This is a genomic window from Rhizobium sp. N621, from assembly GCF_001664325.1.
GTDB classification, from domain to species: Bacteria; Pseudomonadota; Alphaproteobacteria; order Rhizobiales; family Rhizobiaceae; genus Rhizobium; species Rhizobium esperanzae.
The window spans coordinates 701,656-725,840 of record NZ_CP013499.1; the positions used below are offsets into that span (position 1 = coordinate 701,656).

Sequence of the window (24,185 nt, forward strand, 5' to 3'; positions counted from 1 at the left end):
GCCAGCGAAGGTCAGCGAAATCGACTGACCTCCTTAGCAGACTTGCGGCGACTGACGAATTCACGCAGCAGCGGCAGGAAAAAGGCCTTGCTGAAGCGGCCGATTGGCGGCTCAGGTTCAAGGTAGAATGAATTCCCGACGATGTCGGTATTGAACTCATCAAAGATGATCCAAATCCTGCGGTCGGCATCGAGGCCGGCACGGCGCTTTTCGATCGCTGGCACTTCCGCGGCGAACCGCGATGCCTCCGGCTGCTTCGTGGTGATGGGAAAGAAGAGAACCAGATCGCCGTCCGGCCGCGGCATTCTCACGCCGACTGCGACCGGCCGCTCCTTGCGTCCTTCCGTTTCTCCACGTCCAGCCTCTCGCGCCCATAGATACGGATGGCGAATGACGCTCGCGGTCTGGATCAGTTCGTAGCTCACGAACGGCCTGCCTCGTCTTCGTCGGCAAAGGCCTGGACGGCGTTTTCGAACTCGGCGAATAGTTCATTGGACATCGTCTCAATGGTGCCCACAGTGCGCTGGTCCGACTGCCTCATCAGCCGCTCATAATCTTCGATATTGAGGAGAACGAGGCGCGGCTTATTCCGCTGGGTGATGGTCACCGGATGACGTAGCGCCTCGGCGATGATGTCACCTGACTTACGCGAGAGATCGCTGGTCGAATAGGACCCGCTTGATTTGGCCATATGAGCTTCCTTCTTGCAGCACTGCTGTGATATACAGCATTTGCAACATTGCTGCAATTAGGCAAATCACTTCGAGACAAGCCCAATCTTGTGCTACGAGGCGCATTGCATGGCGCGCACTGCATTTATGGAAATGCCGGTTTCCCGCATGATGTCCCCGATGATCGGCGCAAGCGAGCCAAGCTCGTCCGCGGTCAGCGCAATCAGCTCCGGATAATTGACGTCGACGCCACTGGCATCGGCAGCGAGGGCATTGGTCCAGTCGCCGCCGTTGACGCGGAATTCATGCGCGTCGCGATCGATTTCGAGATCGTCCACCAGATTGATGGTGAAGCGTCCGAACATCGCGACCTCGCCCTCCAGCCGATAGGCGGCAAATTCATTGTCCCCGGCAAGAAGCATGCGCTCCAATGCCGCAATGGCCTGGACCCGGGCAATTGCCGCGTCGAGACCATCGATAAGCCGATCATGAAGTTCTCGGGAGAAATCGCTGTCGCAGCCGAGACGGTTTGCCAGGACGACGAGCCGGAAGCCGGCAAGCCTGGTGTAAAGCATCAGGTTCTGAACGGTTGTCATGATGTGATCTCCTTCGTTGATGACGGAGATCGGCGCCTCTGTTGCAAAGAGGGGTCAAGGACCGCGGAACGCGGCTTGCAAGCGGGGGAACCGATTTTTCCAGAGCGCAGTGAACGCAGCGGCGGAAAAATTGGGGGAGACCGCGCCGTCCTTGACGCCGGATTTGCTGGAGTAAAATAGGACGTCAGAGAAAGAAGAGATCCGCGGCCCCGAAGGGGACGCGACCACTTCCGGCGTGAGCCGGCGGGAGTGTCGAGGGATGAAGTCCCTGAAGCCCGGTAGCCGGTCGATCCGGCTGGCGGGCTTGCGGACATGGCGATAAGCCTCCGTCAGAACGGAGGCTCGGCGCTGATGCGGCCGTCCTGCTCGGCCCAGATCACCTCGCGTTCGGCCAGCGCCAGTTCCAGCTCGCTCTCGATCTGCCGATACTCGGCCGGTTCGGCGTTTAGCAGTTCGGCGCGCAGCAGCTCGATGACTTCGTCGATGCAAGTGGTCATTGTCGTCTCCTTGACGTTTGTGAAAGACGACAGCCGCGGTCATGGCGGGATGGAGGGGTCAAGGATCGCGGAACGCGACCGGCGGAGCCGGCGAGTGGGGGTGCCGATTTTCTCGGAGCGCAGGGGACCGGAGCGGAGACAAAATTGGGGGCACCGCTCGTCCTTGAGGCCTTCATGCCGCCATGGCATCCTCGGACCGACTGAGAAGACCTTTCCTCTCCGTAGCGCACGATTTTTTGATCAGACGCGGGCTTGGTGCCCGCATCTGATCTCTGGCGCGCAAGAGCGGCCAGCCCCGGTGACGGCGCCGGCCGCCCAGCTCACGCCGGGCTGTTCCAGAGGATAACCTTCTTGCCGGGATCACCGCCAGGAGCCTGGGCGACGTTGCCGAAGATCACGCCGATCTCAGGTGCCTCCAGCTTGACGGAGAGGTATTCCTCGCCGGTCTGCCGGGCAATGCGGTTCCAGGCGGCGCCGATCTCGAAGCCGGTCTTGCGATGGATGACGCGGTAGTCGGGTGCTTCGTCACTTGCCTTGCCGGCGTTGGGGACGATGGCGATCGGGGCGTTGACACGGATTGTGGCAAAGATGCCTTCAAAGGTTCCGTCGGTCTTCTGCGTCAGGGTTGCGATGGTGGTTGCCATTGTATGTCTCCTTCGGTTGCTCGGGACCATTCCCGATGGCGCCCGAAGAAGGGGCCGAGCCGCAGGCGTCACCGGAGCGCCAGCGCAGGGGAACCCCTTGCGGGTTGACGCTGGTGGCGGCCGGTCCCTTAGAAAGGCGACAGAAAAGAACGGGAATGGCCCGGATGCGACCGAAGGGCGGGACAGACCATCATGGCAGCCCCCTATCGCGCGTTGCGAGAGAGCCAGTGGGTTGAAATCCCCACCGCCACTCGAGTCCCCGCCGGTCCTGGCCGCGACAAGGCGTGAAGCGCGTGCCAGCTGCGCAATCAATCGATCGGCCGGACGCAATCGACGCAGCCATCGCATCGACGCTCGGCCCATGTGCAATGCTGTTTGGAGCTGCCGCTCTGAGGCCGAATGCCGGATCTTGACCGGCACGCCCCAGCAGTGCCGGCTGCGGATCCGACGTTCTCCGCCGAACACCAAACCATCGCGCCCGGGAGCCGCCCAATCTCCCGGGTCCGGCTTTGCCGATGTTGCTTGCAGGTCCTGACGCGTCAATACATCACAAACTGGAATCGATCGACTAGGAAGGATTCAAAACTCTCGTTGGACGCGGCCGGTCCCAGCGGGGAAGATTCTCGACATGAGCCGGATATCTTTCCACCTCCATTGTCGCCGCATCGATGCCAGCCGTAACATGGCGCGCTATTACGTGCTCGCCATCCGACCGACCTTGTTCGGCGAAACTGCGGTCGTTCGAAGCTGGGGACGGATCGACAGGCGTGGCAGCGAGAGGACCGACGTGTTCACGACCGAACAGGAAGCCGTGGCACATTTTCTCGGCCTCGCACGACGGAAATACCGCAAAGGCTACATACCGACTGCGACGGCGCCGGTCATGACCTGATCTGGCTTCAAAAGACCGCGGCAATCGTCGCGCCAGGGATCGTCACCCGTTCCGGCGCGGTTGGTGGAGCCAGCTCGCCGGCGAAACAAAGTCCAGTCCGGCGGGCTCGCGGCATCCTCAAACCTTGAAATTGACCGCGACACATGACATATAGTGCGCGACAGGTGACGCAGGAGAAAGATCATGACCGTCGCAGCAAAAGCATCTTCTTCAGCAGCAGTCGGTGGTGAACTGCAAAAAATCGAAGCCTTGCTCGGCGGCTCGCGCATTCTGTCGCGTCGCCTGACCAACGCACTCGACGCTCATGAACTACTTCTGCATGGCCTGCCCGCATCAGCGCTCGATCATCTTGTCGGCACGCTCGTTGTCATTGGCAAGAACGAGTCCCTGGAAAAGGCGGTGGGCATGAGCCTTCGCACATGGCAGCGGCGGAAGGACACGCCTTCCAAACCCCTCAGCCAGGAACAGAGTGGCCGTACATGGAAATTTGCCGAGATCCTGGCAAAAGCAACGGATATCTTCGGATCCCAAGCAGAAGCCGAACAATGGCTGGAACGTCCAGCGGTCGGCCTTGACCAGCGCCGGCCGATCGATCTTCTAGCGACACCTGCCGGCGTCGAACTTGTCGAGGACCATCTCGATCGTCTCGAATATGGCGTCTATGCATGACCCTTTTGCCGGTCGCGCTCGGCGGGACCGAGCTGGTCGCGTGGCGGCTCGATCAGGCCGTCCATGCGCCGACGTGGGATAGCGGGGAAGGCGCCTACAGGGTCGGCGGCCGCTGGAACAGCAAGGGGGTTCGCGCTGTCTACTGCTCACTCGATCCCGCGACAGCAATCCTCGAGGTCGCTGTCCACAAGGGTTTCCGGGCCCTCGACACCGTGGCGCATATCATGACAGCCGCCGTCATTGCCGATGCTGGCGATGTCCATGTCGTCGATCCGGCGAGCGTACCCAATCCCAACTGGCTTCGTCCTGGTATTCCCGGTGCCGGCCAGCAAGCCTTCGGCGACGATCTGCTTCAAAGCCACCGATTCGTGGCGATCCCGAGCGCCGTCTCTCCATACAGCTGGAACCTGATTTTTCTGGCCGATAAAGCGGCGGACGCCTATACGCTGAAGTTTCAAGAGGCCTTTGGCCTCGATACGCGGCTCCACCCGCCAACAACCTGAACTGGCCCATGGTCGCACCCGTGCAATCTATAACGCGATCTCAATTGCGATCGGGGCCGCCCCCGGAGGAGATGGCGCTCACGCCTTATCCTCCGCTATCTCCCAGACCGGAATGCCGAGACGGCGTGCCTTGTCAGCGAGATTGCCGGTGATTCCGGAACCCGGGACTATGATGACGCCGGCCGGCATGACGGAGAGCAGTTCGTCGTTGCGGCGAAAGGGAGCAGCCTTGGCATACTTCGTCCAGTTCGGCTTGAAGGAGATCTGCGTAACCTTGCGGGCCTCGGCCCAGCAGGCGGCGATGCGCTCGGCGCCCTTCGGCGAGCCGCCGTGCAACAGCACCATGTCGGGATGTTTGGCGCGGACCTGGTCGAGCCTGGCCCAGATCCGTTCGTGATCATTGTAGTCGATACCGCCGCCGAAGGCGATCTTGGTGCCTGCCGGGATCAACACCTCGGTCTCGGCACGGCGACGGGCGGACAGGAAGTCCCGGGAGTCGATCATCGCCGCAGTTATGTTGGCATGGCTAACCTTGGAGCCGGTGCGCGGCCGCCAGGCCGAACCGGTCTGCGCCTCGAAAAGATCGGCCGCATAGTCCCGCATGAATTCGAAAGCGTTGCGGCGTTCAAGCAGCGTGATGCCTTCGGCAACGAGGCGTTCGAGCTCGACGCTCTTTACCTCCGAGCCGTCCTGCTCGCGCTGGCCGTTGCGCTGGCCATCCTCGTTGCGCTGAAGTTCACGCTGGATTCGTTCGCCGGCGCGGTGGAAGAGATTGACCGTCGACCACAGGAGGTCTTCGAGATCGGGCTCCAGACGGGTGTCGCCGAGCATTTCGAAGAGGGCGTCGAACATGGCGGTCAGCGCCGATTGGACGACCGGCTCCTCTGGCAGCGGGCGCGGGTCCGGTTCGTCCTGAAAAGGGCGATGGCCATAGATCTGCATCTCGTAGATGAAGCGGTCCGCTGGGGAAGAACCGTGATGGGGTTCGAAGGCGTAATCGATGGGAAGGACAGGGTTCATGGTGATCTCCGTTGGTCTGGGCCGCGCCTCTCGCGGCCTGACGGCGATCCCGATCCGTGCGGCAGAGGGGCCGGAACCGCGGCGCTTAACGCCGCGGCCCAGCGCAGCGCCGGGCGGCGGAAGGAAGGTTTCTTGCCTCGCGAGGAATGGCGGGCCGCATGGCCCAGCCAAGGGAAGAAACCTGACTGACACGCTGAAGGCCCGTTCGCCGCATGATAAGGGTCGCCTTTGGGCAGGCCCGCGCGCGCGTCCACCCGAACGGCGACCGCCAAGAACCGGCCATCCTGCTTCGGTCTGCACCCTCACCTGCGCCTTCGGTGCGATTATGCGAGCAGAAAGACCGGAGCGTCTTCCGGAGCGAGTTGCGCCCTGAGATTGGCGATGAGCCGCTCCGGGCCGAGCCGGCGCAGGTCCTCATTGAAATCGCCGAGCTCCGAGGCGAGCACCAGCGGCAGGATCCCGAGCGTCTGGGCGCGGCGGCTCAATCCATCGTTACCGTGGCGGCCGGCCGCATCGGCGTCAGCTGCGATGTAGAGACGCCGGCAGCTATCGGGCAGCCGGAAGGCGGCGAGATGATTGGCGGTCAGCGCCGAGACCATCGGCATACCGGGCATCACATGTGCGAGCGACAGGATGCTTTCGAGGCCTTCGCCTGCAGCCATGACCGACACCTGGCCGCGGAAAGGAAAGCTGAAACGCACGGCGTTACCGAGCAGCCCGCCGAGCGCGCGGCGGGGATCATCAACCTTCGCCTTTCCCTCGCCCTGAGGATCGAGCCATGTGCGATGCACGCCGGTGATCTCGCCGGAGGGATCGGTCACAGCTGCGATCAGGGCCGGCAAGGTTCTCGTCCTGCCGGTCACAAGGTCGCGGTAGAAACATGAGGGATGGAAGCGGAGCGCCGGGTGCAGAGCTGCCTGAGGGATGCCCCGCTGACGCAAATAGCTGTCGGCCAGTGAACCGCCAAGCGGCTCTGTCATCCGGAACAGGCGTCTTGCGCGTTCGCCAGCCGGTCTATCGATCGGCGGAGTGAGGGCGTCGCTCCTGCTAGAGGACGCGGGGATGGGCTGGTGTTCGTTCAAAAAACGCCGTGCCTCATCAGCGACGTCGCAGAAATCGACCAGGCCGCAGGTTTCCCGAACGAGGTCGAGCAGATCGCCGTATTGAGAGGTTGCGGCATCTGTCCATCGTCCGGTCCGCGGACCGGAGAGATGGACATAAAGCGACCTGCCCTTGCTATTGGCGGTATCGCCGACGATCCAGTAGTTGCCGGCGCGATGGCCGGCGGAGAGGTAATGGCGGCAGACCGCCTCGGCGTCGCGCGCGAGACGGTCTGCCAGTTCGCAGGCGGATGACATAAGGCTTCCTCCGTCACGAGCGGCTGTTGATAGGGAAGATCAAACGGTCCTGCTGCTTAAGAACGGGCAGCGGTATGTTACAGGTTTCGAAAATCAGGCCCACACGGAGCGGCCGGTCGAAGCAACCATGAAAGGACATGCCGGTGCTCACGGCCCTGGAAGAAATCACGTTCATGAAAAACCTGTCGAGAGCGAGGAAGGACCCGGCCTGCGCCGGCGCTCTCCAACCCGCCAAACCAACCCTTACCTGCCCTCCTCTCCCTCTTTCACCAGCCCGGCAGCTGAGGCCGGCTTGAAGGGCTGGGCAGCATGCGACTAGAACTCACCTCACGCTGGCGCAGCGTCTACTTTTCGACGGGCTGACTTCTAATCAGCAGAGGTTGGAACGGCAGACGCATGAATTGGATGTCGTGCTCGTGCGTGACATTGTGATGGTCGTCGGGATCGAGATGAAAGCGATTGCCACGGTCAGGGCTACCGATTTCGGAGGCCTGAAAATGCTTGCGGACGCATGTGAACAGAAATTTGCCTTCGGCATCGTTCTTTACGACCCGCGCCGATGTCGCGCATTCAGCGATCGGCTCACCGCAGTTTCCCTTTCCTGCCTATGGCGATGAGATCGGCCCAAGCGACTGTGATATTCCTATACTAACTATTTCACGATAGTATAATCCACGAAGCTCGTGCTACGGCTCGATCAGCCTTTGGTCAGGAAAGGAAGCAACGACGTGCGACAGTTTTTGATCGGCAACCAGGCATTCGATGACAGTTCTCCGGAGTTTCTGCCTCAGCTCGAACGCGCTTATGAACATAAGCTCAGGCCACTTTGCCAGTGTCGTGAGCCGCCGGTGCCGATGTACATCGCGCGGATGGATGACCAGTTCCTGATCAAACGCATGCCGCTCTCAGGCCGGCAGCACGATCCCGGATGCCCATCATACGAGCCGCCTTATGAACTGTCCGGTCTCGGTCCGTTGATTGGCCATGCGATCCAGGTCGACGCGGCGACCGGTGCAACGATGCTGAAACTTGATTTCTCTCTCTCGAAACGGGCGAACCGACCTACGTCGACGGCGCCCTCAGACCCACCAGAAAGGGTACTAAGCGATGCCAAAAAACTCTCGCTAAGGGCGATGCTCCATTATCTCTGGGATATGGGAGAGCTTACGGAATGGACGTCGCTATGGGCTGGAAGGCGCGGCTGGGGCCGCGTCCGCAGCAGCCTGCAGAATGCCGCAAGACAGATGATCGTCCGCGGCGCCCCGCTCAGCGACATCCTGTTTATCCCAGAAGTGTATCAGCAGGAGGACAAGGAAGGAATTTCCGCCAGGCGTGCTGCAACTTTGGCCGGAGCCAAGGCAAATGGACCGGGACCGCGCAAACTGATGTTGATCATCGCGGAGGTAAAGGAGTTTTCGCCAGCCCGCAACAGTCAGAAAATCCTGGTTCGCCACCTCCCCTTTCCTCTCATGATCGATGAGGGAGCATGGAAGCGGTTGAATGGGCGATATGAGACCGAGCTGGAACTGTGGCGATCAAACGAAGAGTTCCATCTTATCGTGATCGCCACTTTCGGCATTTCGAGCGCTGGGGTCGCATCCGTGGAGGAAGTGGCGATGATGGTGGTGAACGAGAACTGGATTCCGTTCGAAAACATCTACGAACAGCGGCTCCTCGAACGGCTCTCCGGGTTAAAGCGCAGAAGCAAAAAGGGATTGCGCTTCGATCTTCCACGTGGTCAGCCGATTGCCTCCGTGACATTGCCTGACGCAAGGCCGGCGCCCGTGGCTCTGTTCATCGTTCCGACGAATGCGGACGAAGACTACGAGGTTGCACTGAGCGAGATGATTGCCGCCAGGCCAGAGATGGCGCCATGGATCTGGCGTGTGGTCGACGGTGAAATGCCGCGCTTGCCGTGATTGAGACCTTCCTTTATCTGCTCTCGAGCGTGCGTAACGTCAGGCGAGAAGACGCGCTGACTGGCCTTGGCGGGTCACCAGTTCAACTGCCTGCTTGTCGAAAGAAACGAAGCTCTCGCCGCCGAGCCATGCTCCTTCGTGGGCGATAACACCGTCGGCAAAATCGCCACCAGCCTCCAAGACGGCCAGTCCCGCTTCGACTGCGGGACGGTTCATTGCCACATTGCCAGCATTGAGCAGGTCGCGGATGGTCTGTGAAACATCGTCCTTCGACAGCTTGGCACCTCGGCGCAGAATCCAGACCAGCTCACATAGGCTCGGCAGGGAAACGGCGATCAGCGATGCTTCCTTAAGGAGTTTTGCCGCCGCCCTCCCCTGCTTCGCATCGTCTTGCAGGACTGCCCGAGCGAGAATGTTGGTATCGACTGAGATCTTCATTCCTCACCGGCCCAGCCCGAGGCCGCGATTTCGTTCATCTCTTCGATGGTCAACGGCCTTTTTGCTTTGCCAGCATGCCGACCGATAAAATCGTCGATCGTCCCCGTTGGACGAGCCGCCTTCACCCGCAACTCACCCCCAGGCAGCTTGTCGAATTCGATCCGCTCCCCGGGTTTGACCCCAAGATGTGTCAGCAAATCCCGTCTGAGCGTAATTTGCCCCTTCATTGTGACCGCCAGGGAAGCCATGGGAAGTCTCCTATTTCAGACACCGCGAAAGTAATGGATTTTTCACTTACATTCAAGGTTCAAACGGGGAACGCGAGCACTCGGCAATTTCAGCTTCCGCGGCCATTGTTAGTCGCCTTAATTGCGTCCCGATAATAGACCTCGCTCACTCGGAACCGTCCGTCGATGCGCTTGCATTGGACGATGATATCGATCGCGACTGTGAGCATCTCGCGGATGTCGTGCCGCTCGAGATCCCCGCCGCCCTCCGACTCCTTGACCAGCAATGTCAGTTGCTCGAAGGCGAGGCGGGCGGAATCGGCATGAACCGTGGTGATCGAGCCAGGATGTCCCGAGTTGACATTGCGAATGTAATAGAAGGCTGTGCCGTCCCGCAGTTCCTGCAGCAGGATGCGATCTGGCCGCATGCGCAGGCAGGATTCGAGCAGGTCCTTTGCGCCGACTTTGGCTAGCCCCTGGCCGCCCTTGGAGTAGAAGAGCCGAACGTGGTTGGGCTGCGGCACCACTAGTTCCGGCGTGTCCTCGATGGAAATGATCCGCTCGTCTTGCGGGATATGGCGGATCAATGCCTTTGAGAGGGTCGTCTTTCCCGACCCCGTCGCGCCGGAGATGATGATGTTCTTTCTTGCGAACACTGCCTCGCGCAGAAACGCCGTGTAGGCGCCGATCCGATAGTACTCCAGCAGCCTTTGATCTGATCGCTTTCCGTTGTCCTCGACCGGCGCGACATCGGCAAAGAGGCCCCCATGGTCGAGATCTTCAAGGGTTAAAGACACCGACGATGGCTTGCGAATGGTGATGCTCACTGTTCCCTTCATCGTTGCTGGCGGGATCACGATCTGAATCCGCTCGTCATCTGGCAAGGTCGCCGACAGGATCGGGCGTGTCTCGTCGATCGATTGATTGGAGAAACTTGCGACCGCCCGCGCGAGACGAATGAGCCTTTCATAGGACAGCTCGGCGATATCGTAGGTCTGCCATCCCTGCCTCCCCTCCGTAACAACCTGGCCGGGCCGATTGACGATGACCTCATAAAGCGTCTTATCGCGAAGGAAGGGTGAAAACGGCGAAAGCAATTCACGGACAACGCCTGAATCAGCAGCTTCAGTCATCCTCGAACCTATTTCGTAACAAGCTTCGAGTCGGGCTTGAAATCTCCAAGCACGGCACGGTCGTAGATGCGATTGCGAGGTTCGGTCACGCGAAGCCGGTAGACGCTCGAAAAATCGAGATCACGCGCGACAAAGATCGAAACCAGTTCGCCCTGATGTTTGATGAGGGTCGGCGGAATGTTGATCGATTGCTCGACCGCAATCGCTGCGGCCTGCTGACCGGCACTGGTGGTGTTTTGCGCCTCGACCTCGCTGTCTTGAAGCCGGCTGCTGGCGTAAGAACTCGCATCACCGACAATGGAGAGAAGGATGGCGCTGCCGAAACGCTCCCACCAGTGAGTGTCGACATAACCGTCGACGCCGGCCCGCCCGAGGGCATCGGTTGCCGGCGACGCCAGAGCGATGATGACGCCCTTCGGCGTCTTGGCACGGTTCCAGAGGACGAAGAGGCGTTTTTGTCCGCGACGAAGACCGCCACGATATTCGCCGACGACCTGAGTGCCCTTTTCAATCAGCACGACACGGCCGTTATCCGACAGAACATCTCGGTTGATGACGCAACTCGTAAACCCTGGCTGGTCGGAGGAGAGCGCTGTTTCCAAAACGCAGGGGATGGACGTGCCCATTGCGATGACAAAGTCTCGATTGCCGAGCGTGCCGGCGCGCGATCCCTGCAATTGCGTCGGCGACAGCAGGCGGTTGAAACGCTGGTCCTCGTTTTCGCCTTCCGAAGCGAAACCGACCGGATTATTGCCGAGTGGCACGTAGTTTGAGTTCTCATCGGATCTTTCGTCCTTCTCCTGCTGTCGCGTTGGCGGCGATTTCTCACCGCCATAGGCGATGACCGGCGCACGGCGCGCAGCATCGAGCAGCTTGTCATCGTCGCTCGGCGCCTGCTCGGTCACGCCGGGCGTCGGGAGCAGGACCTCTGTCGGCGGCGCAAGCGGTTGGACGGGCTCCTTCGCCGGCTCGAAATCCGATGTCTGACGGATGACGACCCGTTCGGGCTGCGTGCCATCAGACGGCTTGTCCTGTCCGCCCATCGACCAGAGAGCGAAGGTGACGAAGACGACGATGGCCAGAGCGACCGCGCCTCGTTTGAGGATCGGATTGTTGTCGAGCCGACGGGCAGCCGACGTCTCGGCGCGCTCGCCCGGGATCTGGGTGATTTCTTCCGCGGCCATGACACCTCCTATTGCGCTTCGTCGGGCTTCGCCTTGACGACGCGCTCGACCGACGGTGACGTCGTGTTGGTCTCGGGATTGATTCCGACACGATCGTAGGCTTCGTTGAAGACGCAAAGGACGTCTGCGCCCCTGCGCAAGATGAACTTGCGGCTGATCGCGTGAACGAGCACAAGGTTTCCGTTGACGGACTTGGGGACGAGGCTCTCGGTGCCATCGGAATTTTCCATGTAAATCGCCGGCATTTCCTGGTTGCCGGCAAAGGCGAAGGTGGTGACCTTGCCGTTGTCGTAGACCGCCTGCGGCTCGAGCGCTTGCGCCCCTTGCGCCGAATAGCGCCAATTGCGCGGTCCATAGGCTTCGTGAAGGGCAAGAACGTGATCGGCCTCACCGGCCTGTGCCGCCTGGGCGCGGGCGGTCGCCTCCTGTCGGCGCCGCTCCGCTTCATCGGCTGGATAGCGATACTTCAGATAGAAATAGGTGTTCTGCCCGGCCTCGACGCTGCCGTCACGGACAGTCAGTTCCATTTGGTAGCTGCGGGTCGATCCGTCCCGCCGTGTCGTCACGACCGAGATATTTGTCACCGGCTGGCTTTCGCGGGGTTTCAGGAACAGTATGTTGCCTGCTGGCGCCACCTCCCAGGCGACACTGTTGCCAAGCGCCACATGGGCGACTTCCTCGTCGGCTGCGAACTCAACCTGCACCGAAGACCGCAGCGTTCCGACAACCTTGGTGATGTTATAGGGTTGATAATCGACGAAGCGGATACGGCTGTCCTGCGCCGCCCCACGTGGAGTTTCGAGGGCAACCGCTGCCGATGAAAGGCTGCCGGCCAGGATCAGCAGAAGCAGGAAATAGGCTCTCAATTGATCGCCTCCGGATCGGCGCGATATTCGCTGACAACGAAGCCGAGGGGATTGATCAGCCGATCGGTTGAGGTCATCGGAGCGTTGGCATAGGAGAAGGTGAGGGTTGCGACCCAGTGCGTGGTGGCCACCTCCTCCCCGCGAGTAACGGTTCTCATGTAACGCACTGATGCCACATTGGCATTGATCAGCGAGATGGAAACGATGTTGACCCGCGAGGTGGCGCTGCGGCCATAGATGTTCTGCGGGGATTGGGGATTGCTGCCGCGATAGAGAGCGGCAAATCGCGTCTGTTCCGGCTGCGTCGACAGCAAGGCGACGGTGCCAAAATTCTCCTCCGCTTCACTCCAGACATACCCCTCTCGAGCACGGACATACTTGGCCGCGAAGTATTTGGTAACAGCTTCGTCGTAGGTGCCGGCCGTCGACGTCAATGCCGACACCACGTCGACAATTCCCGTCGAGTTGTCGACCCGCACCACGAAAGGCTCGACGGTTTTCAAAGGCGTAAGCGCAGCGACGGCAAATATGGAGAGGCCTGCAAGGATGCCGGCGCAGACTGCCACGAACCACGCAATCCGCGCGGATCGCTCGACCTGCATCATCCGGTCCTGATCGAAGCGTCGGGCCTTTTCGAAGTAACTCTTCAAACTGTCCGTGGTTACCATATCGTGGCCCCGCATGGACGATAAGAACCTTCAATATCGAAAAGCGCGAAGGCAGCCGGTGCGGCTGAGGGCAGCGAAACCTCCCCATAGGAGACAGCCTGGCTCGCCGGCTGTGCGGGAACAGCCCCGGCCGTCGGCTGTTCTGCACTTCGATTATCCTGCCACTGCCACATCGAACGGTTCATCGGCCGGCGGGAATAGCCATCACATTGTGGAAGAGGGTGGGACATCGAGCCGCAAGCCGCCAGGCTCGGAATCAGGAAAAGCAATAAAGCGACACGGATCATGGGAATAACCTGTCCAATTGTCTTGATGGTGAAGCCTTCAATCGATCCGGCCTGGCGCCAGGCGGCGACCGACCGAGCGCGCCCCGCGGCCGACCGTCGCGGCTGAACGGGAAGCGGCCCAGGCGAGCGTGCTCTCATGCGCATCGCGCGCCGCGCCATAGCCGTAAGTGAGCGACGCGCCGCCGGCAGCAAGTGCTGAAGCGATGCCCGGCAACTGGTAGAAAACGTAGAGAGCGGCAAGGCAGATGGCGCAGAGCGCAATCGGACGCATCATGACATCGCTATAGCTTTCGATCGCCGTAAACGTCGTGTCGATGCAGGTAATCAGCAGCGAGCCGATCGCGACGACCAAGACTTGCAGGATGACGAAGTTTACCAGCTGGCCGATCCATGCTTCGGTAAACCGGCGAGTCGACTGGAACATAGCGAGCATGATGAAGATGGGGCCGATCGCCAGTACGATAGCGAGCGCCAGCCGGGCATAAAGCGAAACGATGTACCCGATAGCCGCCACGACGAAGCTCGCGCCGATGACCATCATGCCGCCGATCCCCGTGACGATATCGATCGGCCAGGAGGCCCGGCGCCATATCTCGTAGGCGCAGTTTTGACCCTTATCGAGCAGGCCGTCGAAAGTCGAAGCGCTCGGCGCCGTACCCGAGTTCAGCGCCTGCGAGATCTCCCGGGGCAGTGTTTCGAAGAAGATGTTGGTGACGTAAGTCTGATAGTCGCCGGCATTCCTCACCAGCATGACGATGATGGCAAGCTTCATCGCGCGGAAGGCGAATTCCAGGATCGGCTCCTGGACGGATCCGCGCAGAACCAGGTAGCCGTAGAGCACGACATAGAGCGTGAGTGCCGCCGTCAGCGGGCCGCTGACCCAACTGGCGATATTCGAGGTGCCCGAGGAAATGAAGTTTTCCAGAGGTGTCTTGAACTGTCCGTCGACGAAGCTGAACACCTGATACATCGTCAGCCTCCCAACGATTTGCCCATGCGCTCCAGCCGCAGCTTGCCGTCCGCAGCCTCGGCGTTGAGGCAGTTGGGCGTATCGCGGAGTTCCCCGGGATTGTTGCGGCATTCGCCGATAATTTTCACGAGCAGCGCATCGTCGGCCATGAACTCATCAACGGTATAGATCTTGTCCGCCTGTAGGGAGCAGGCCGACAGGAGAAGCATGGCGACGACAGGAAGAAACCATTTCATTTGAGTGCCGCTCCCATCGTGTCCATGCGTTTGCGCCAGTCTTCGGCTTTGCGCTGTTCATCGATCTGAACCTGGGCCTGCTGGACCATCTGCAGACCTTGCATGCGCAGAACGTCGGTTTGCAGAAAAGCGGTTTCGGCCTGGAGGCGAGCCTGCAGGTCGGCGATATCCTTGGCGTCGGCCGCACTTGAAATCTGCTGACGAAGCTGATCGATGCCATCGATACGCTTGGTGGCGGTATCATAGATCTGCTGTCCAAGGCTCATCTGCCCCGCATTCTGGTTCTGGATGCGCGACAACTCCTGCGCATAAAAATCCTCGGCATCGGTGCGATAGGTGGAATTGTCCTCAAGGAATTTTGATGCCGTGCTGCCAAAAACCCCGGTCGCAGAACCCTTGAACAGTCCCTCGATCGCGCTGAAATCCTGGGGCAGTGCCTTGCGGATCGAAGGATCGTTCAGCAGGTTCGCGACATCAGCCATATTGGTGACCTTGTTAAGCGACCGATAGAGCTGCTGGGCCTGCTGAAGCTGCTGATTGAGCGTATCGAGTTGCGACTTCAGCTGGGCAATGCTCTCGATCTGCTTGGCGATCGCCGACGTATCGATCACCGGGATACCTTGGGCCTTTGCGAGCATCGCCGAGTGAAGTATCAGCAGAAGCGCAAGGCTTGCCCGTATTCCATTCGCCCGCATCAGCCCGCCCTCCTTCGTTCGTGGAATACGGAAAGCCAATCCTCCCACTTGTCCCCGACCTTCGATCGGATCGCATCGGCGAGTTCCACGTTGGCGGTTCGGCCGGAGAGGATGGCGAGCTCATCGTCGAAACCATTGAGGTTCAGTTCGGCGACGACACTGTTGTGTCCTTGCTTGATGATGAACCGCCGGCTTTCGACGGAGAGCTCGCGTGAGACGAGCTCGAATTCGCGCTCCGTCAGTTTGAAACCGTCGACGTAGTCGACACGGTCGCCACGCGGGTTCGGCAAGAAGATCTGCGTCGGGCATTGTTCGATGATCGTATGGGCAATCGGAGACACGATCGCGTCGCGCGGGCTCTGGGTCGCAAACAGCATGAGACCGTTCTGTTTGCGGATGGTCTTGAGCTTGTTTTGCGCGAGATCGCGAAAACCTTCGTCCTGCAGAGCCTTCCAGAATTCGTCGATGACGATGATGATGCGGCGCCCGTCGATCAGCTGCTCGATGCGATAGAACAGATAGGCCATCAAGGGAGTGCGGATTTCCTCGTTGTCGAGGAAATCGGTCATGTCGTATCCGATGAACTTGGCGCCGATGCCGATGTTGTCGGTCTCGCCGTCGAAGACCCAGCCGAGCGGCCCTCCCCTCTCCCATCTTCTCAGGCGCGAGGCGATGCCCTCGGGATCGGTGTTGTTGAGAAAGGTGCGCAGAGCGCCGATGGAGCGGCGCTCCACCGGCAGGTCCGCCACCCCGTCGACCGCCGAAGCGATGTCGCGCAACTCGGTGGTCGATAGGTCGCCGGATGCAGGTCCGACAAGTTTGGCGATCCAGCCGGTGAGGAATAGCTTGTATTCTGGAGTGAGCTCCCGCGCCTTCAGCGGTGCGCAGCCGGTGGTGACACCGTTCCTCAGCGGCAGATAGGTGCCGCCGGCCGCCCGCACGAAGAGATCGGCGCCGCGGTCCTTGTCGAAGAAGACCATATGCGGATCATGCTTTTCGAGCTGGGACAGCATGAAGTTCAACAGTACGGTCTTGCCAGCACCTGACGGGCCGCAGACGATGGTGTTGCCAAGGTCGCTGTGGTGGAAATTGAAATAGAAGGGTGACCCCGAAGCGGTCTTGAGCATGGCGACCGCCGGTCCCCATTCATTGCCGTCTTTCTGGCCGACCGGATAAGAATGATAAGGGGCAAATGCTGCAAAGTTCCGCGACGTGATCGCCCCCGAGCGCGCCCGGAAGCGGAAATTACCTGGCAATTGTGCCCACCAGGCAGCCTCGAGTCCGAGGTCCTCGCGGGCGACGACCGCACCGCCACTGGTGAGATAGGCGCGCGCCTTCGCCATGTGGTCGGTGAGTTCCTTGACCGAGGGGGCAAAGACCGACAACGCAAGATGATGCTCTCCCAGAACGAAACGATTGGATTCCAGCGCGTCCATCGCCTCATCGAGCTCTTCGATCTGCGATGCAGCCTTGTCGCCGGCACTCACCATCTGGTTCTGCTTGCGGCTCATGATCGCGCGGGCATCGGCTTTGGAGGCGAAAGCGAAAGACTGGGTCAGGATAAATTCGAAGGGTGCCGTCAGAATACTATCGAGCATGCCGCTGCGTGTGGTCGCCGGATATTCCTTGAAGCCGAACATGCCGGCATAGCGGCTTTCAGCTTCGTGGCGGATCTCGACGGTCTCGCGCCCGAAGATAACCCGGTCGGAGTAGATCGCCGAGGAAATCCTTCCCTCCGTCAGCGGAACCGGTTCTCGCCGTGCACCAATAATCTGGTGAAGAACTTCGCTCGGCGCCGAGAACAATATGCCGTCCTGTTCGTAAAGGGTCAGCAGGCGCGGCCCGAAACGCTGCAGGCCCGCGATGACGTCCGCGGCCCGATCGCGCAAATGCTTCAGGGCCTGCTCTTCGACTTCGATACCGGACCGCCGCGCCTTGCGCAGCCGGGAGAGAAGGCTTACCGCTTTTTCAGCGGGAGCCCGGCCCGGATGCCAGACGAGGGCCAGGTAGAGGTCGTTGCGAAACAGGTCTTCGCGCACCATCCGCTCACGATATCTCGCGTTGAGGGCATCGGAGAACGGGTTGGCGAACCACCCCTCGGGATAGGCATTGTCACGGCGGCGAACGACGTGCGTCCAGAGCGCCAGCCGCTCGTCGGCGATATTGCGATAGAGCGTGTTCAGGTTGCGGTGTAGGCCGTTGAGGTCGCGCACGTCGGCGGTCTCGAAGGAGACACCTTCGAGCGCGATCATGGCCATCAGCGCTCTGGAATCGAGCGCGATGGTCGTCTCGTCGACATGCCTGACATAGGGGATGAAAGTCTCCGGCCCGAGTTCTCGGGACCGGAGCGTCGCGATTTTAGGCAAGGCTGAGATTCCTTTCATCGTAGCGCCTGATGAGCTTCAAAGGCGAGAGCGTGGCGCCGCCCCAGTAGGCGGCATTGCGCGAGCGACCACGGGTCTCAATCCATGCGAGGAGGATTCGAAACTTGTTATGGTCGTGTTTGACGAGGGCGCGAAACAGGAAATGAAACACCACGCCGGTGAGCGCATAGGCGATCGATCCCGCGGTGATATAGAGGATGGTGGTCAGCATGATGTTGACGCCCATTGCTTCCATGGTCACGCCGGCGATCATTGCCGGGCGGGTGCAGGCGAGAAACAGCGTGTCGTCATCGAGGCTTGGAAGGTTCGCCATCGCGCTCAGCTCCCGACGATTGTGTTGACCAGTTCGGTCGCGCCAAAAATTCCACCGATACCGATGATCCAGAAGCCGGCCCGGCGCAGATCCATATAGCCGAACATCCAGGCGATGCAGATGATGATGACGGCAATGACCGCCAGGAGACGGGCGATATTGCCGGTCAGCATGTCGACGATGTTCTGCAGAACGGTTTCGATACCGGCGGCCTGGGCAAAGGCCGGCTCGACCATGCAGGCGATGAGGATGGTCGCCATGAGGGTGGATGCGGCAAGGGGGCGAACGCGGGCTTTGAAGATCATTCACTTTGCTCCAATCGATCATTTTTGGAAAACGAGAACCGAGGATTGCCGTCGGGAGTTGAAAACATCCCAGGATGCGGTTCCAGCAGTCTGGGAGGCTTTGAAGGATTGTCCCGGAGGCGCTTGCCCCACTTCATCTTGCGAGCGCTCCCCAGACACAACCTGGTCCCCGGGCTTCGCAAGAGTGAGCGACATTGGCGATAGCCGCTTTATTTCCTGGCGCACCTGCTCGTCATATTTGACCATTGCGCCGACGGATGGATCATCGCGCCCGTAATAGGATTGAAGCATCACCTTGACAGCCAGAGCAGGATCGTCCCCCGCGCGCAAAGCGACTCGGTAGTATCCGTCGAGAAGCGTCGCTGTGGCCTTGAGGTTCAGGCAGGGATCGAAGGCATCGGCAACGGAGAGATCGAGTTTCTGAAGCGCCTCGATCCCGAGGCCACCAAGGCCGATCTGAATATCCTTGCGATCAGCCATCAGAGACGTGGCCACCTCGATCGCCTCGGCCTTCGAATGGGGTTGGGCGGCAAGTGGCGGACCGCTGTTGACCCGAATGGCAAGAGGCTGAAAGCCACTCTCAAGACTGACGACGGCTGCCAGCGTTTCGATCTTGACCATCGGCGCGCAGGCTTGCGCGATATCGACAAACGCATCGGCCATGGTCAGTACCAGACCCGCTGCGTGGCGGCGCCATCGATAGTGACATCAATATAGTGAGGCTGCGATCGAACATTCGGGCGCATGATCGGATAGCCTACGCATTGACGGCGCCCATCCTGACGCTCCCAACGTGGCGACAACACCGAATTATTATGGGTGCCATCGTCATTCGAGCAGAGGGCATTGCTCACCGGCTGCGGCGATGTCGGCGCGCAGATCACTTGCCCCCCGCGCGACCCGTCTCCTCCCCTCAGCCTGTATCCGGCATCACAATAGTAGGGTTCATAACCAGGCCGCGAGCTGTGAAAACCGACGCCGCTGCAGGTCGGAAACGAATGCCCCCTGGCAAGCTCCCGCCACAGTTTCTGGATCGGCGGCCGGCATTCGTCATACTGGGTGGGCCCGCCGGGATTTGAAAGACACAGGATAACCAGGCATCCCCAATCTTCAGCTTGCGCTTTACTGCCGGAAATAAGATAGGATGAGGTCATGCAGCAGATCGCAAGCAATGTATTCAACAGAAGGCTTTTCATGATTAGGCCCCTTCAAAACGACGATGCTCCATCGCATTCGGGAAGGCTTGCACAGCTGCCTGCCCACCTTCATACTGTCTTATATAACACAGTTAAATGACATGACAAGCGCACTTAAAAAGCAGTGGCACAATCTTGCCTTCTCGGGACTCATTCTCCACGAGATCCTGGATCATCCGCTGGAGGACGAGACGCCGCAGGCGCGACTGAAGCAGGTCGGCATGATGACGATCCTCTACACGATGAGCCAAGCTCACCAGAAGCTAACCCTTTCCAACATCATCGAAATTACCGAGTTGACGCGAACTGGCGTGAAGGAGACTGTCGACCTTCTGGTAAAGCGAGGAATGCTGACGGAGACGATGGTGAAGAACTCCATGGGGCGGGGAACGGCACGGCAATTCGAAATCTCGGGAGCTCTATTAAACAAGCTGAGCTCGTTCCGCGCCGGCCAGGATGGCGGATTAAACTGACTGGTTTTCGACTTTAATAAGGTGGAACGGCGAATCATGTGTCGGTCTGATCGTAGAGCTGCCGTCAAGAATTAGGGGCCCGTGGGGCAACCCGCCGGATAGGCGGGTTCCAAAGAGACAATGAAGAGTATCGGAGAAATCAGCATCGCGCCGCCGACGGCGGGATTTCGGGAATTCTCGCCACGCTAAGGGCGGAACAAGGGCAGCCGCGGGAGCCTCAGCAAAGCGGCCGGCAGGGAGGCGGAACCGACTGCCCCCGCCCGTGCGTTCCATCCTCCTAAAATGCTTTTCGCATGCGCTCTTCAACGTCGCGCCGAACGCGGCGAGGATGAGACTCTTCTTGGAAATTACAATGCCATCGACCGGGTTCAGACCAATCGATGGCATCGTTTGGTGACATGCGCGATCAAGTCGCGCTTTCGAGTAGCTTCCTGGCCTTACCTTCCAGCTCGAGACGGGCGTCCTGATGGGTCTTGTCACGTGCCACCCCGGTGATCCCCTGGACGAAGTCGAAGATTGATTCCGGTGGATGTCCTTCTTCGGAGAGAACCGTCTCAATGATCTTACCGGTCTCCGATTTCGAGAAGCCGCGGCGCCGCAAGAACGTTTGTCGATCCTCATCGTCTCGCGCAACAATGCGTTCGCGGGCCGCCTTGATGCCGGCAACGAAAGCTGCGGGTGAGGAATTGGCGAAGCTCGTCAGCGCCGGGGCTGCCTCGTGGGCGAAGCGACCGGCCGCGAACTTCGAGTGCCGGATCGTGATCTCCTCGAAGTTCTCGCTGCCCCAAATATTGCGATTGGCACACACGGCACGCAGGTAGAACGAAGCGATGCCAAGCGACTTCGATCCAACTTCGCTGTTCCAGGCATAAAAGCCACGGAAATACAAATCAGGCTCCCCATTGGGAAGTCGACCGGCCTCGATCGGATGGGTATCGTCAACGAGAAATACGAACACGTCGCGGTCTGAGGCATAGAGCGTGGTCGTATCCTTGGAGATGTCGACGAACGGTTTGTGGGTCATGCTTGCCCAGTCGAGAAGCCCAGGCACTTTCCAGATCGTGTCGCCGGTTCCATTGCCCGCGATTTTCATCACGGCGGAAACGAGCTCGTGGTCCCAGATCCTGCCGTAGTCGGGGCCGGTCACCGCCCGCAGCTCGACGCGGCCGTCGTCCATTTCAAGCGTCTTGACGAGCTCGGCGCGGTTGTTAAGCAGGCCATGCTGCAGATTGATGGCGGCAAGCGGCGCGGGAAGCTGGCGCATATAGGTGGCGGGCGCGCCGACCAGGCTGGAAAGCTGGCCATAGCTCCAATGCGTCGGCGCAACCGGCCGCCGGTTGCCGGGTAAAATCAGCTCGAGCCGCTCGGAGTTGTCGCGACTGGCCTGGAGGCGGATCGACGAACTTTCCACCGTTCGGGCGTGGGCGCGCTCAGCACGGGACCTGACCGCACCGTAAAGTTCACCAAGGGAAAGATAGCGCTCATCATCAGGTCGAGAGAACCATTCGGACGAGACGCGGCCATTGCGCTCGCCGCGCGAGATGTCGACCTTGAAGCCGGAGGACACTGGTTGCGAGGCAGAAGTGATGGTTTCCATGACATTTGCTCCTTGGAACGAAAGCGGTCCGGCCTCCTGTCGGAGCCGGACCGCAAGTGGATCGTATTGAAGACCCGGTGTACCGGCCGGATCTTGACTGGTCGGGTTAAAGCCTATTCGGCAGCATTGAGATGCTTCTGCTCCTCCTGAACGGCGTCGTCCGGCTCCGCTGTCGCTTCGTCGACGTTCACTTCGTCAGTGAGAAAAGCCGCAAGATCGGAAACCTCAGCTTCGACCAGATCGCAGGTGTTGTCGGCGACATTACCGACCGCTGTTTCGGACATATCAGCCGATGCCTCTCCAATCGCCATCCTAAGCGGCTCGGGAAGCCAGCCGCTGCCCTTGAGCAGGCGCTCGGCTTCACGTGCCATATCGGCCCTCTTCAGATGCTCGATCCGGTGAGCCGACTGCTCGCCCTTCGCCTCCCGCACGGCCTGCAGGATATGCGCTTTGGTAACTCGTCCAAGATAGGCGTCGACTGTCGGCGCCCAACCGGCGGCGACCATGTCGAAACCGATCGAACGAGCGATCTGATCGGCATGAGCGACCGCCCGGGTGCGCTTATTCCATGGTTCGACCACGGCGTTCAGCGAAAGAGATGCGCAGTGAGCAAACAATGACAGCCGGCTGACCTCATCGAGGACGATTAGGAAGTCCCACAGTTCGTCGGGCGCCTTCGGAAGGTCCTGACCCCATGCCTCCTGCCGCTGATCGATCTCCTTGGCCCAGACCGTGTCGGCCAACCCTTCGCTTTGGCCGAACCCCGCACTTTGCAGCGTCAGTTCCAGGCACGTGTCGGAGCTATATGGGTAGAAGGTTTTCAGGACAAACGCGTGCAGCACGGCAATGAAGGCCACAGCAGGGTTGTTGGCGAGCGCATTGCGCAGCGCCACCGAGCGGGTCGCCGTCAGATCGACAACCAAGCGGTCGGACAAGGGGCGAATCACATCGTCTTCCTCATCTGCCTGGTCATTCACATACCGGCTGCCGATCGCTACCCCGCCAGTCGGCAATGATCCGGTCATGTCGTGGGCGACGTCGCTCCTGGATATCACCGCTTCGGCTTCCACCGTCTCCGGCGGCGCTTTGTCCTCGGGTCGGATAAAGCCGCGCTCGATCCTCAGTTCGCCGCCGGCATCGAGTGAGACGAACACGCCGCCACGAGCGACGTCCTGAGGATCGAAGATGTGTGGCCGATCGTTGAACCGATCGAGTTCGCTCCCGAGTTCCTCCAGCCGATGTTCGGTCTCGTCGCAAGGCTCCTCGGCCCTGGCATAGGCTGCATCGAGCTCGTCGTATTCAGCCTTGAGCGCGCCGTACCGAGCAGTCTCTTCCTCGCTCATTTCGACCTGATGGCCATAGAAACGACGCAGCCCCGCCGTATGACCGTAAGGAAAGTCGAAGGCAGCTTCGACCCACTTCCAGCCTTCTGCAGCTTTGAGCGCCTCGGCGTCTGCCGTCAGTTTCTCCAGCGCCACTTGCTCGAGCAGGGCCGGATCCTGAAGCCATCCGCCGTTGTCCTGCTCGAACAGGTCGCGCATGACGACACCGCCTGCGGCTTCATAGGCATCGATCCCGACATAGACGGACCGGCGATCGCTCGCGCGGATCGTCGTTTCCGTCAGAAGCCTGCGAATATAGTAAGGTTCGCGAAGCTGCTGGCGCGAGATCGCGTCCCAGACCTGCTCCTGCCGGACATGGTCGTCGGTGATGGAAAAGGCCATGATCTGTTCGAGTTTCATGTCCTCATTGGCGTAGAGCTCGAGCAGCCGCGGCGAGACCGATGCCAAACGCAGCCGTTGACGGACGGTCGCCGCCGAAACAAAGAAACGGGCGGCGATTTCCTCTTCGCCGATCCCCTGCTCGCGCAAGGCCTGGAATGCGCGGTATTGGTCGAGCGGATGAAGATCGACGCGCTGGACATTTTCGGCAAGAGAATCTTCAGCTTCCGGGGTTTTGCCGCTGCTGACGATGCAGGGAATGCCCACGGTCCTTGCGAGCCGTTTGCGCGAGACAAGCAGTTCAAGCGCACGGTAACGCCGGCCGCCAGCGGGGATACGATAAAAGCCGGTCTCGTTGCCGCCATCATCGACTTGAGGCCGAACATTCAGGCTGGTCAGCAATCCACGGCGCGCTATGTCCTCTGCGAGATCTTCGATCGAGACGCCCGCCTTTACTCGACGCACGTTCTGTTCGCTCAAGATGAGTTTATTAAAAGGGATGTCACGTCCAACGCTGAGCGTGATCTTCTCAATGGCCTGTGCCATGTCGTTTCTCCGTGACGGACCGGCCGGAGCTCTCTCCAGCCTCCAAGCCCGTCGGAAAATCCCCTTCCCTCCTCTCCCTCTTCCCCTCGCTCAACCTTTGAACAGGCCGCCATCAATCACAATGCCGGTCCGGCAGGCAACCGGGCCTTTTATCGAACAGTTCAAATTGCTGCGGCT

General features: G+C 60.2%; 29 protein-coding genes and 1 pseudogene. 6 read left to right on the top strand and 24 right to left on the bottom strand.

All coding sequences use genetic code 11. The features are described 5' to 3' along the window. Nucleotides 1-11: 11 nt before the first annotated feature. From AMK00_RS30240 to AMK00_RS30255, 5 genes are all read right to left on the bottom strand, one after another. Nucleotides 12-425 (bottom strand): hypothetical protein, encoded by a 414-nt coding sequence (locus AMK00_RS30240; RefSeq protein WP_064813080.1) that lies wholly within the window; start codon nt 423-425, stop codon nt 12-14. Beyond that, a complete protein-coding gene (locus tag AMK00_RS30245) occupies nt 422-691 on the bottom strand; it encodes a type II toxin-antitoxin system prevent-host-death family antitoxin (protein ID WP_064813082.1) in 270 nt (89 codons plus the stop codon). The genes AMK00_RS30240 and AMK00_RS30245 overlap by 4 nt, the downstream gene beginning before the upstream one ends. A gap of 93 nt (nt 692-784) precedes the next feature. Then, entirely contained in the window at nt 785-1,267 is a 483-nt protein-coding gene (locus AMK00_RS30250; RefSeq protein WP_064813084.1) for a hypothetical protein, read from the bottom strand. A gap of 329 nt (nt 1,268-1,596) precedes the next feature. Beyond that, the gene (locus tag AMK00_RS32810) at nt 1,597-1,764 is read right to left on the bottom strand and encodes a hypothetical protein (RefSeq protein WP_167377226.1); all 168 of its coding nucleotides are present in this window, start codon (nt 1,762-1,764) and stop codon (nt 1,597-1,599) included. A 320-nt stretch (nt 1,765-2,084) separates the two neighbouring features. Then, nucleotides 2,085-2,408, bottom strand: a complete 324-nt coding sequence (locus tag AMK00_RS30255) for a DUF736 domain-containing protein (RefSeq protein ID WP_064813086.1) — start codon at nt 2,406-2,408, stop codon at nt 2,085-2,087. A 628-nt stretch (nt 2,409-3,036) separates the two neighbouring features. Between AMK00_RS30255 and AMK00_RS30260 the strand changes: the two genes are divergently transcribed. From AMK00_RS30260 to AMK00_RS30270, 3 genes are all read left to right on the top strand, one after another. Further along, a complete protein-coding gene (locus tag AMK00_RS30260) occupies nt 3,037-3,300 on the top strand; it encodes a WGR domain-containing protein (RefSeq protein WP_064813088.1) in 264 nt (87 codons plus the stop codon). A gap of 183 nt (nt 3,301-3,483) precedes the next feature. Further along, on the top strand, nt 3,484-3,969 hold the full coding sequence (parS, locus tag AMK00_RS30265; protein WP_064813090.1) for a type II RES/Xre toxin-antitoxin system antitoxin: 486 nt from the start codon (nt 3,484-3,486) through the stop codon (nt 3,967-3,969). Beyond that, on the top strand, nt 3,966-4,472 hold the full coding sequence (locus AMK00_RS30270) for an RES family NAD+ phosphorylase (protein ID WP_064813092.1): 507 nt from the start codon (nt 3,966-3,968) through the stop codon (nt 4,470-4,472). The genes parS and AMK00_RS30270 overlap by 4 nt, the downstream gene beginning before the upstream one ends. Before the next feature lie 78 nt (nt 4,473-4,550). On the opposite strand, the gene AMK00_RS30275 is transcribed toward AMK00_RS30270, so the two are convergent. After that, nucleotides 4,551-5,492, bottom strand: coding sequence for a DUF2493 domain-containing protein (locus AMK00_RS30275; protein ID WP_064813094.1), 942 nt, complete (start codon nt 5,490-5,492; stop codon nt 4,551-4,553). Between the two features lie 323 nt (nt 5,493-5,815). Next, entirely contained in the window at nt 5,816-6,850 is a 1,035-nt protein-coding gene (locus AMK00_RS30280) for a DUF7146 domain-containing protein (protein WP_064813096.1), read from the bottom strand. A gap of 380 nt (nt 6,851-7,230) precedes the next feature. Between AMK00_RS30280 and AMK00_RS30290 the strand changes: the two genes are divergently transcribed. Both AMK00_RS30290 and AMK00_RS30295 read left to right on the top strand, forming a co-directional pair. Then, nucleotides 7,231-7,467, top strand: coding sequence for a hypothetical protein (locus AMK00_RS30290; RefSeq protein WP_064813962.1), 237 nt, complete (start codon nt 7,231-7,233; stop codon nt 7,465-7,467). A 111-nt stretch (nt 7,468-7,578) separates the two neighbouring features. After that, nucleotides 7,579-8,769, top strand: coding sequence for a DUF1173 domain-containing protein (locus AMK00_RS30295; protein WP_064813102.1), 1,191 nt, complete (start codon nt 7,579-7,581; stop codon nt 8,767-8,769). A gap of 39 nt (nt 8,770-8,808) precedes the next feature. Here the strand turns inward: AMK00_RS30295 and AMK00_RS30300 are convergent, their stop codons facing one another. From AMK00_RS30300 to AMK00_RS31765, 15 genes and pseudogenes are all read right to left on the bottom strand, one after another. Continuing rightward, nucleotides 8,809-9,207, bottom strand: coding sequence for a type II toxin-antitoxin system VapC family toxin (locus tag AMK00_RS30300; protein WP_064813104.1), 399 nt, complete (start codon nt 9,205-9,207; stop codon nt 8,809-8,811). After that, nucleotides 9,204-9,455, bottom strand: a complete 252-nt coding sequence (locus AMK00_RS30305; RefSeq protein WP_064813105.1) for an AbrB/MazE/SpoVT family DNA-binding domain-containing protein — start codon at nt 9,453-9,455, stop codon at nt 9,204-9,206. The genes AMK00_RS30300 and AMK00_RS30305 overlap by 4 nt, the downstream gene beginning before the upstream one ends. Nucleotides 9,456-9,544: 89 nt before the next feature. Then, the gene (gene virB11 / locus AMK00_RS30310; RefSeq protein WP_064813107.1) at nt 9,545-10,567 is read right to left on the bottom strand and encodes a P-type DNA transfer ATPase VirB11; all 1,023 of its coding nucleotides are present in this window, start codon (nt 10,565-10,567) and stop codon (nt 9,545-9,547) included. Between the two features lie 8 nt (nt 10,568-10,575). Beyond that, nucleotides 10,576-11,751: a type IV secretion system protein VirB10 gene (gene virB10, locus AMK00_RS30315; protein WP_064813109.1), complete on the bottom strand. Its 1,176-nt coding sequence runs from the start codon at nt 11,749-11,751 to the stop codon at nt 10,576-10,578. An 8-nt stretch (nt 11,752-11,759) separates the two neighbouring features. Beyond that, entirely contained in the window at nt 11,760-12,617 is an 858-nt protein-coding gene (gene virB9 / locus AMK00_RS30320; RefSeq protein WP_064813111.1) for a P-type conjugative transfer protein VirB9, read from the bottom strand. Beyond that, on the bottom strand, nt 12,614-13,285 hold the full coding sequence (locus tag AMK00_RS30325) for a virB8 family protein (protein ID WP_064813251.1): 672 nt from the start codon (nt 13,283-13,285) through the stop codon (nt 12,614-12,616). The genes virB9 and AMK00_RS30325 overlap by 4 nt, the downstream gene beginning before the upstream one ends. After that, the gene (locus tag AMK00_RS33400) at nt 13,279-13,572 is read right to left on the bottom strand and encodes a hypothetical protein (RefSeq protein ID WP_082240409.1); all 294 of its coding nucleotides are present in this window, start codon (nt 13,570-13,572) and stop codon (nt 13,279-13,281) included. Before AMK00_RS33400 ends, AMK00_RS30325 begins: the two co-directional genes overlap by 7 nt. 37 nt (nt 13,573-13,609) lie before the next feature. Further along, nucleotides 13,610-14,542, bottom strand: coding sequence for a type IV secretion system protein (locus AMK00_RS30330; RefSeq protein ID WP_064813113.1), 933 nt, complete (start codon nt 14,540-14,542; stop codon nt 13,610-13,612). Between the two features lie 2 nt (nt 14,543-14,544). Then, nucleotides 14,545-14,778, bottom strand: coding sequence for an EexN family lipoprotein (locus AMK00_RS30335; RefSeq protein WP_064813115.1), 234 nt, complete (start codon nt 14,776-14,778; stop codon nt 14,545-14,547). Continuing rightward, nucleotides 14,775-15,473, bottom strand: a complete 699-nt coding sequence (gene virB5, locus AMK00_RS30340) for a P-type DNA transfer protein VirB5 (protein ID WP_064813117.1) — start codon at nt 15,471-15,473, stop codon at nt 14,775-14,777. The genes AMK00_RS30335 and virB5 overlap by 4 nt, the downstream gene beginning before the upstream one ends. Next, the gene (locus AMK00_RS30345; RefSeq protein ID WP_097585286.1) at nt 15,473-17,839 is read right to left on the bottom strand and encodes a VirB4 family type IV secretion/conjugal transfer ATPase; all 2,367 of its coding nucleotides are present in this window, start codon (nt 17,837-17,839) and stop codon (nt 15,473-15,475) included. Before AMK00_RS30345 ends, virB5 begins: the two co-directional genes overlap by 1 nt. Then, a complete protein-coding gene (locus AMK00_RS30350; protein WP_064813121.1) occupies nt 17,832-18,170 on the bottom strand; it encodes a type IV secretion system protein VirB3 in 339 nt (112 codons plus the stop codon). The genes AMK00_RS30345 and AMK00_RS30350 overlap by 8 nt, the downstream gene beginning before the upstream one ends. Before the next feature lie 5 nt (nt 18,171-18,175). Beyond that, on the bottom strand, nt 18,176-18,475 hold the full coding sequence (locus AMK00_RS30355; RefSeq protein ID WP_064813123.1) for a TrbC/VirB2 family protein: 300 nt from the start codon (nt 18,473-18,475) through the stop codon (nt 18,176-18,178). After that, nucleotides 18,472-19,138: pseudogene (locus AMK00_RS30360) on the bottom strand (lytic transglycosylase domain-containing protein). The gene AMK00_RS30355 and the pseudogene AMK00_RS30360 overlap by 4 nt, the downstream one beginning before the upstream one ends. 2 nt (nt 19,139-19,140) lie before the next feature. Next, entirely contained in the window at nt 19,141-19,671 is a 531-nt protein-coding gene (locus AMK00_RS31765; RefSeq protein ID WP_082240410.1) for a hypothetical protein, read from the bottom strand. Between the two features lie 101 nt (nt 19,672-19,772). On the opposite strand from AMK00_RS31765, the gene AMK00_RS30365 reads away from it, so the two are divergent. Continuing rightward, a complete protein-coding gene (locus tag AMK00_RS30365; protein ID WP_064813253.1) occupies nt 19,773-20,144 on the top strand; it encodes a hypothetical protein in 372 nt (123 codons plus the stop codon). Between the two features lie 406 nt (nt 20,145-20,550). Here the strand turns inward: AMK00_RS30365 and AMK00_RS30370 are convergent, their stop codons facing one another. Next, entirely contained in the window at nt 20,551-21,741 is a 1,191-nt protein-coding gene (locus AMK00_RS30370) for a hypothetical protein (RefSeq protein WP_064813127.1), read from the bottom strand. A 113-nt stretch (nt 21,742-21,854) separates the two neighbouring features. Beyond that, complete coding sequence (locus AMK00_RS30375) at nt 21,855-24,008, bottom strand: ParB/RepB/Spo0J family partition protein (RefSeq protein ID WP_064813129.1); 2,154 nt, start codon at nt 24,006-24,008, stop codon at nt 21,855-21,857. Between the last annotated feature and the right edge of the window lie 177 nt (nt 24,009-24,185).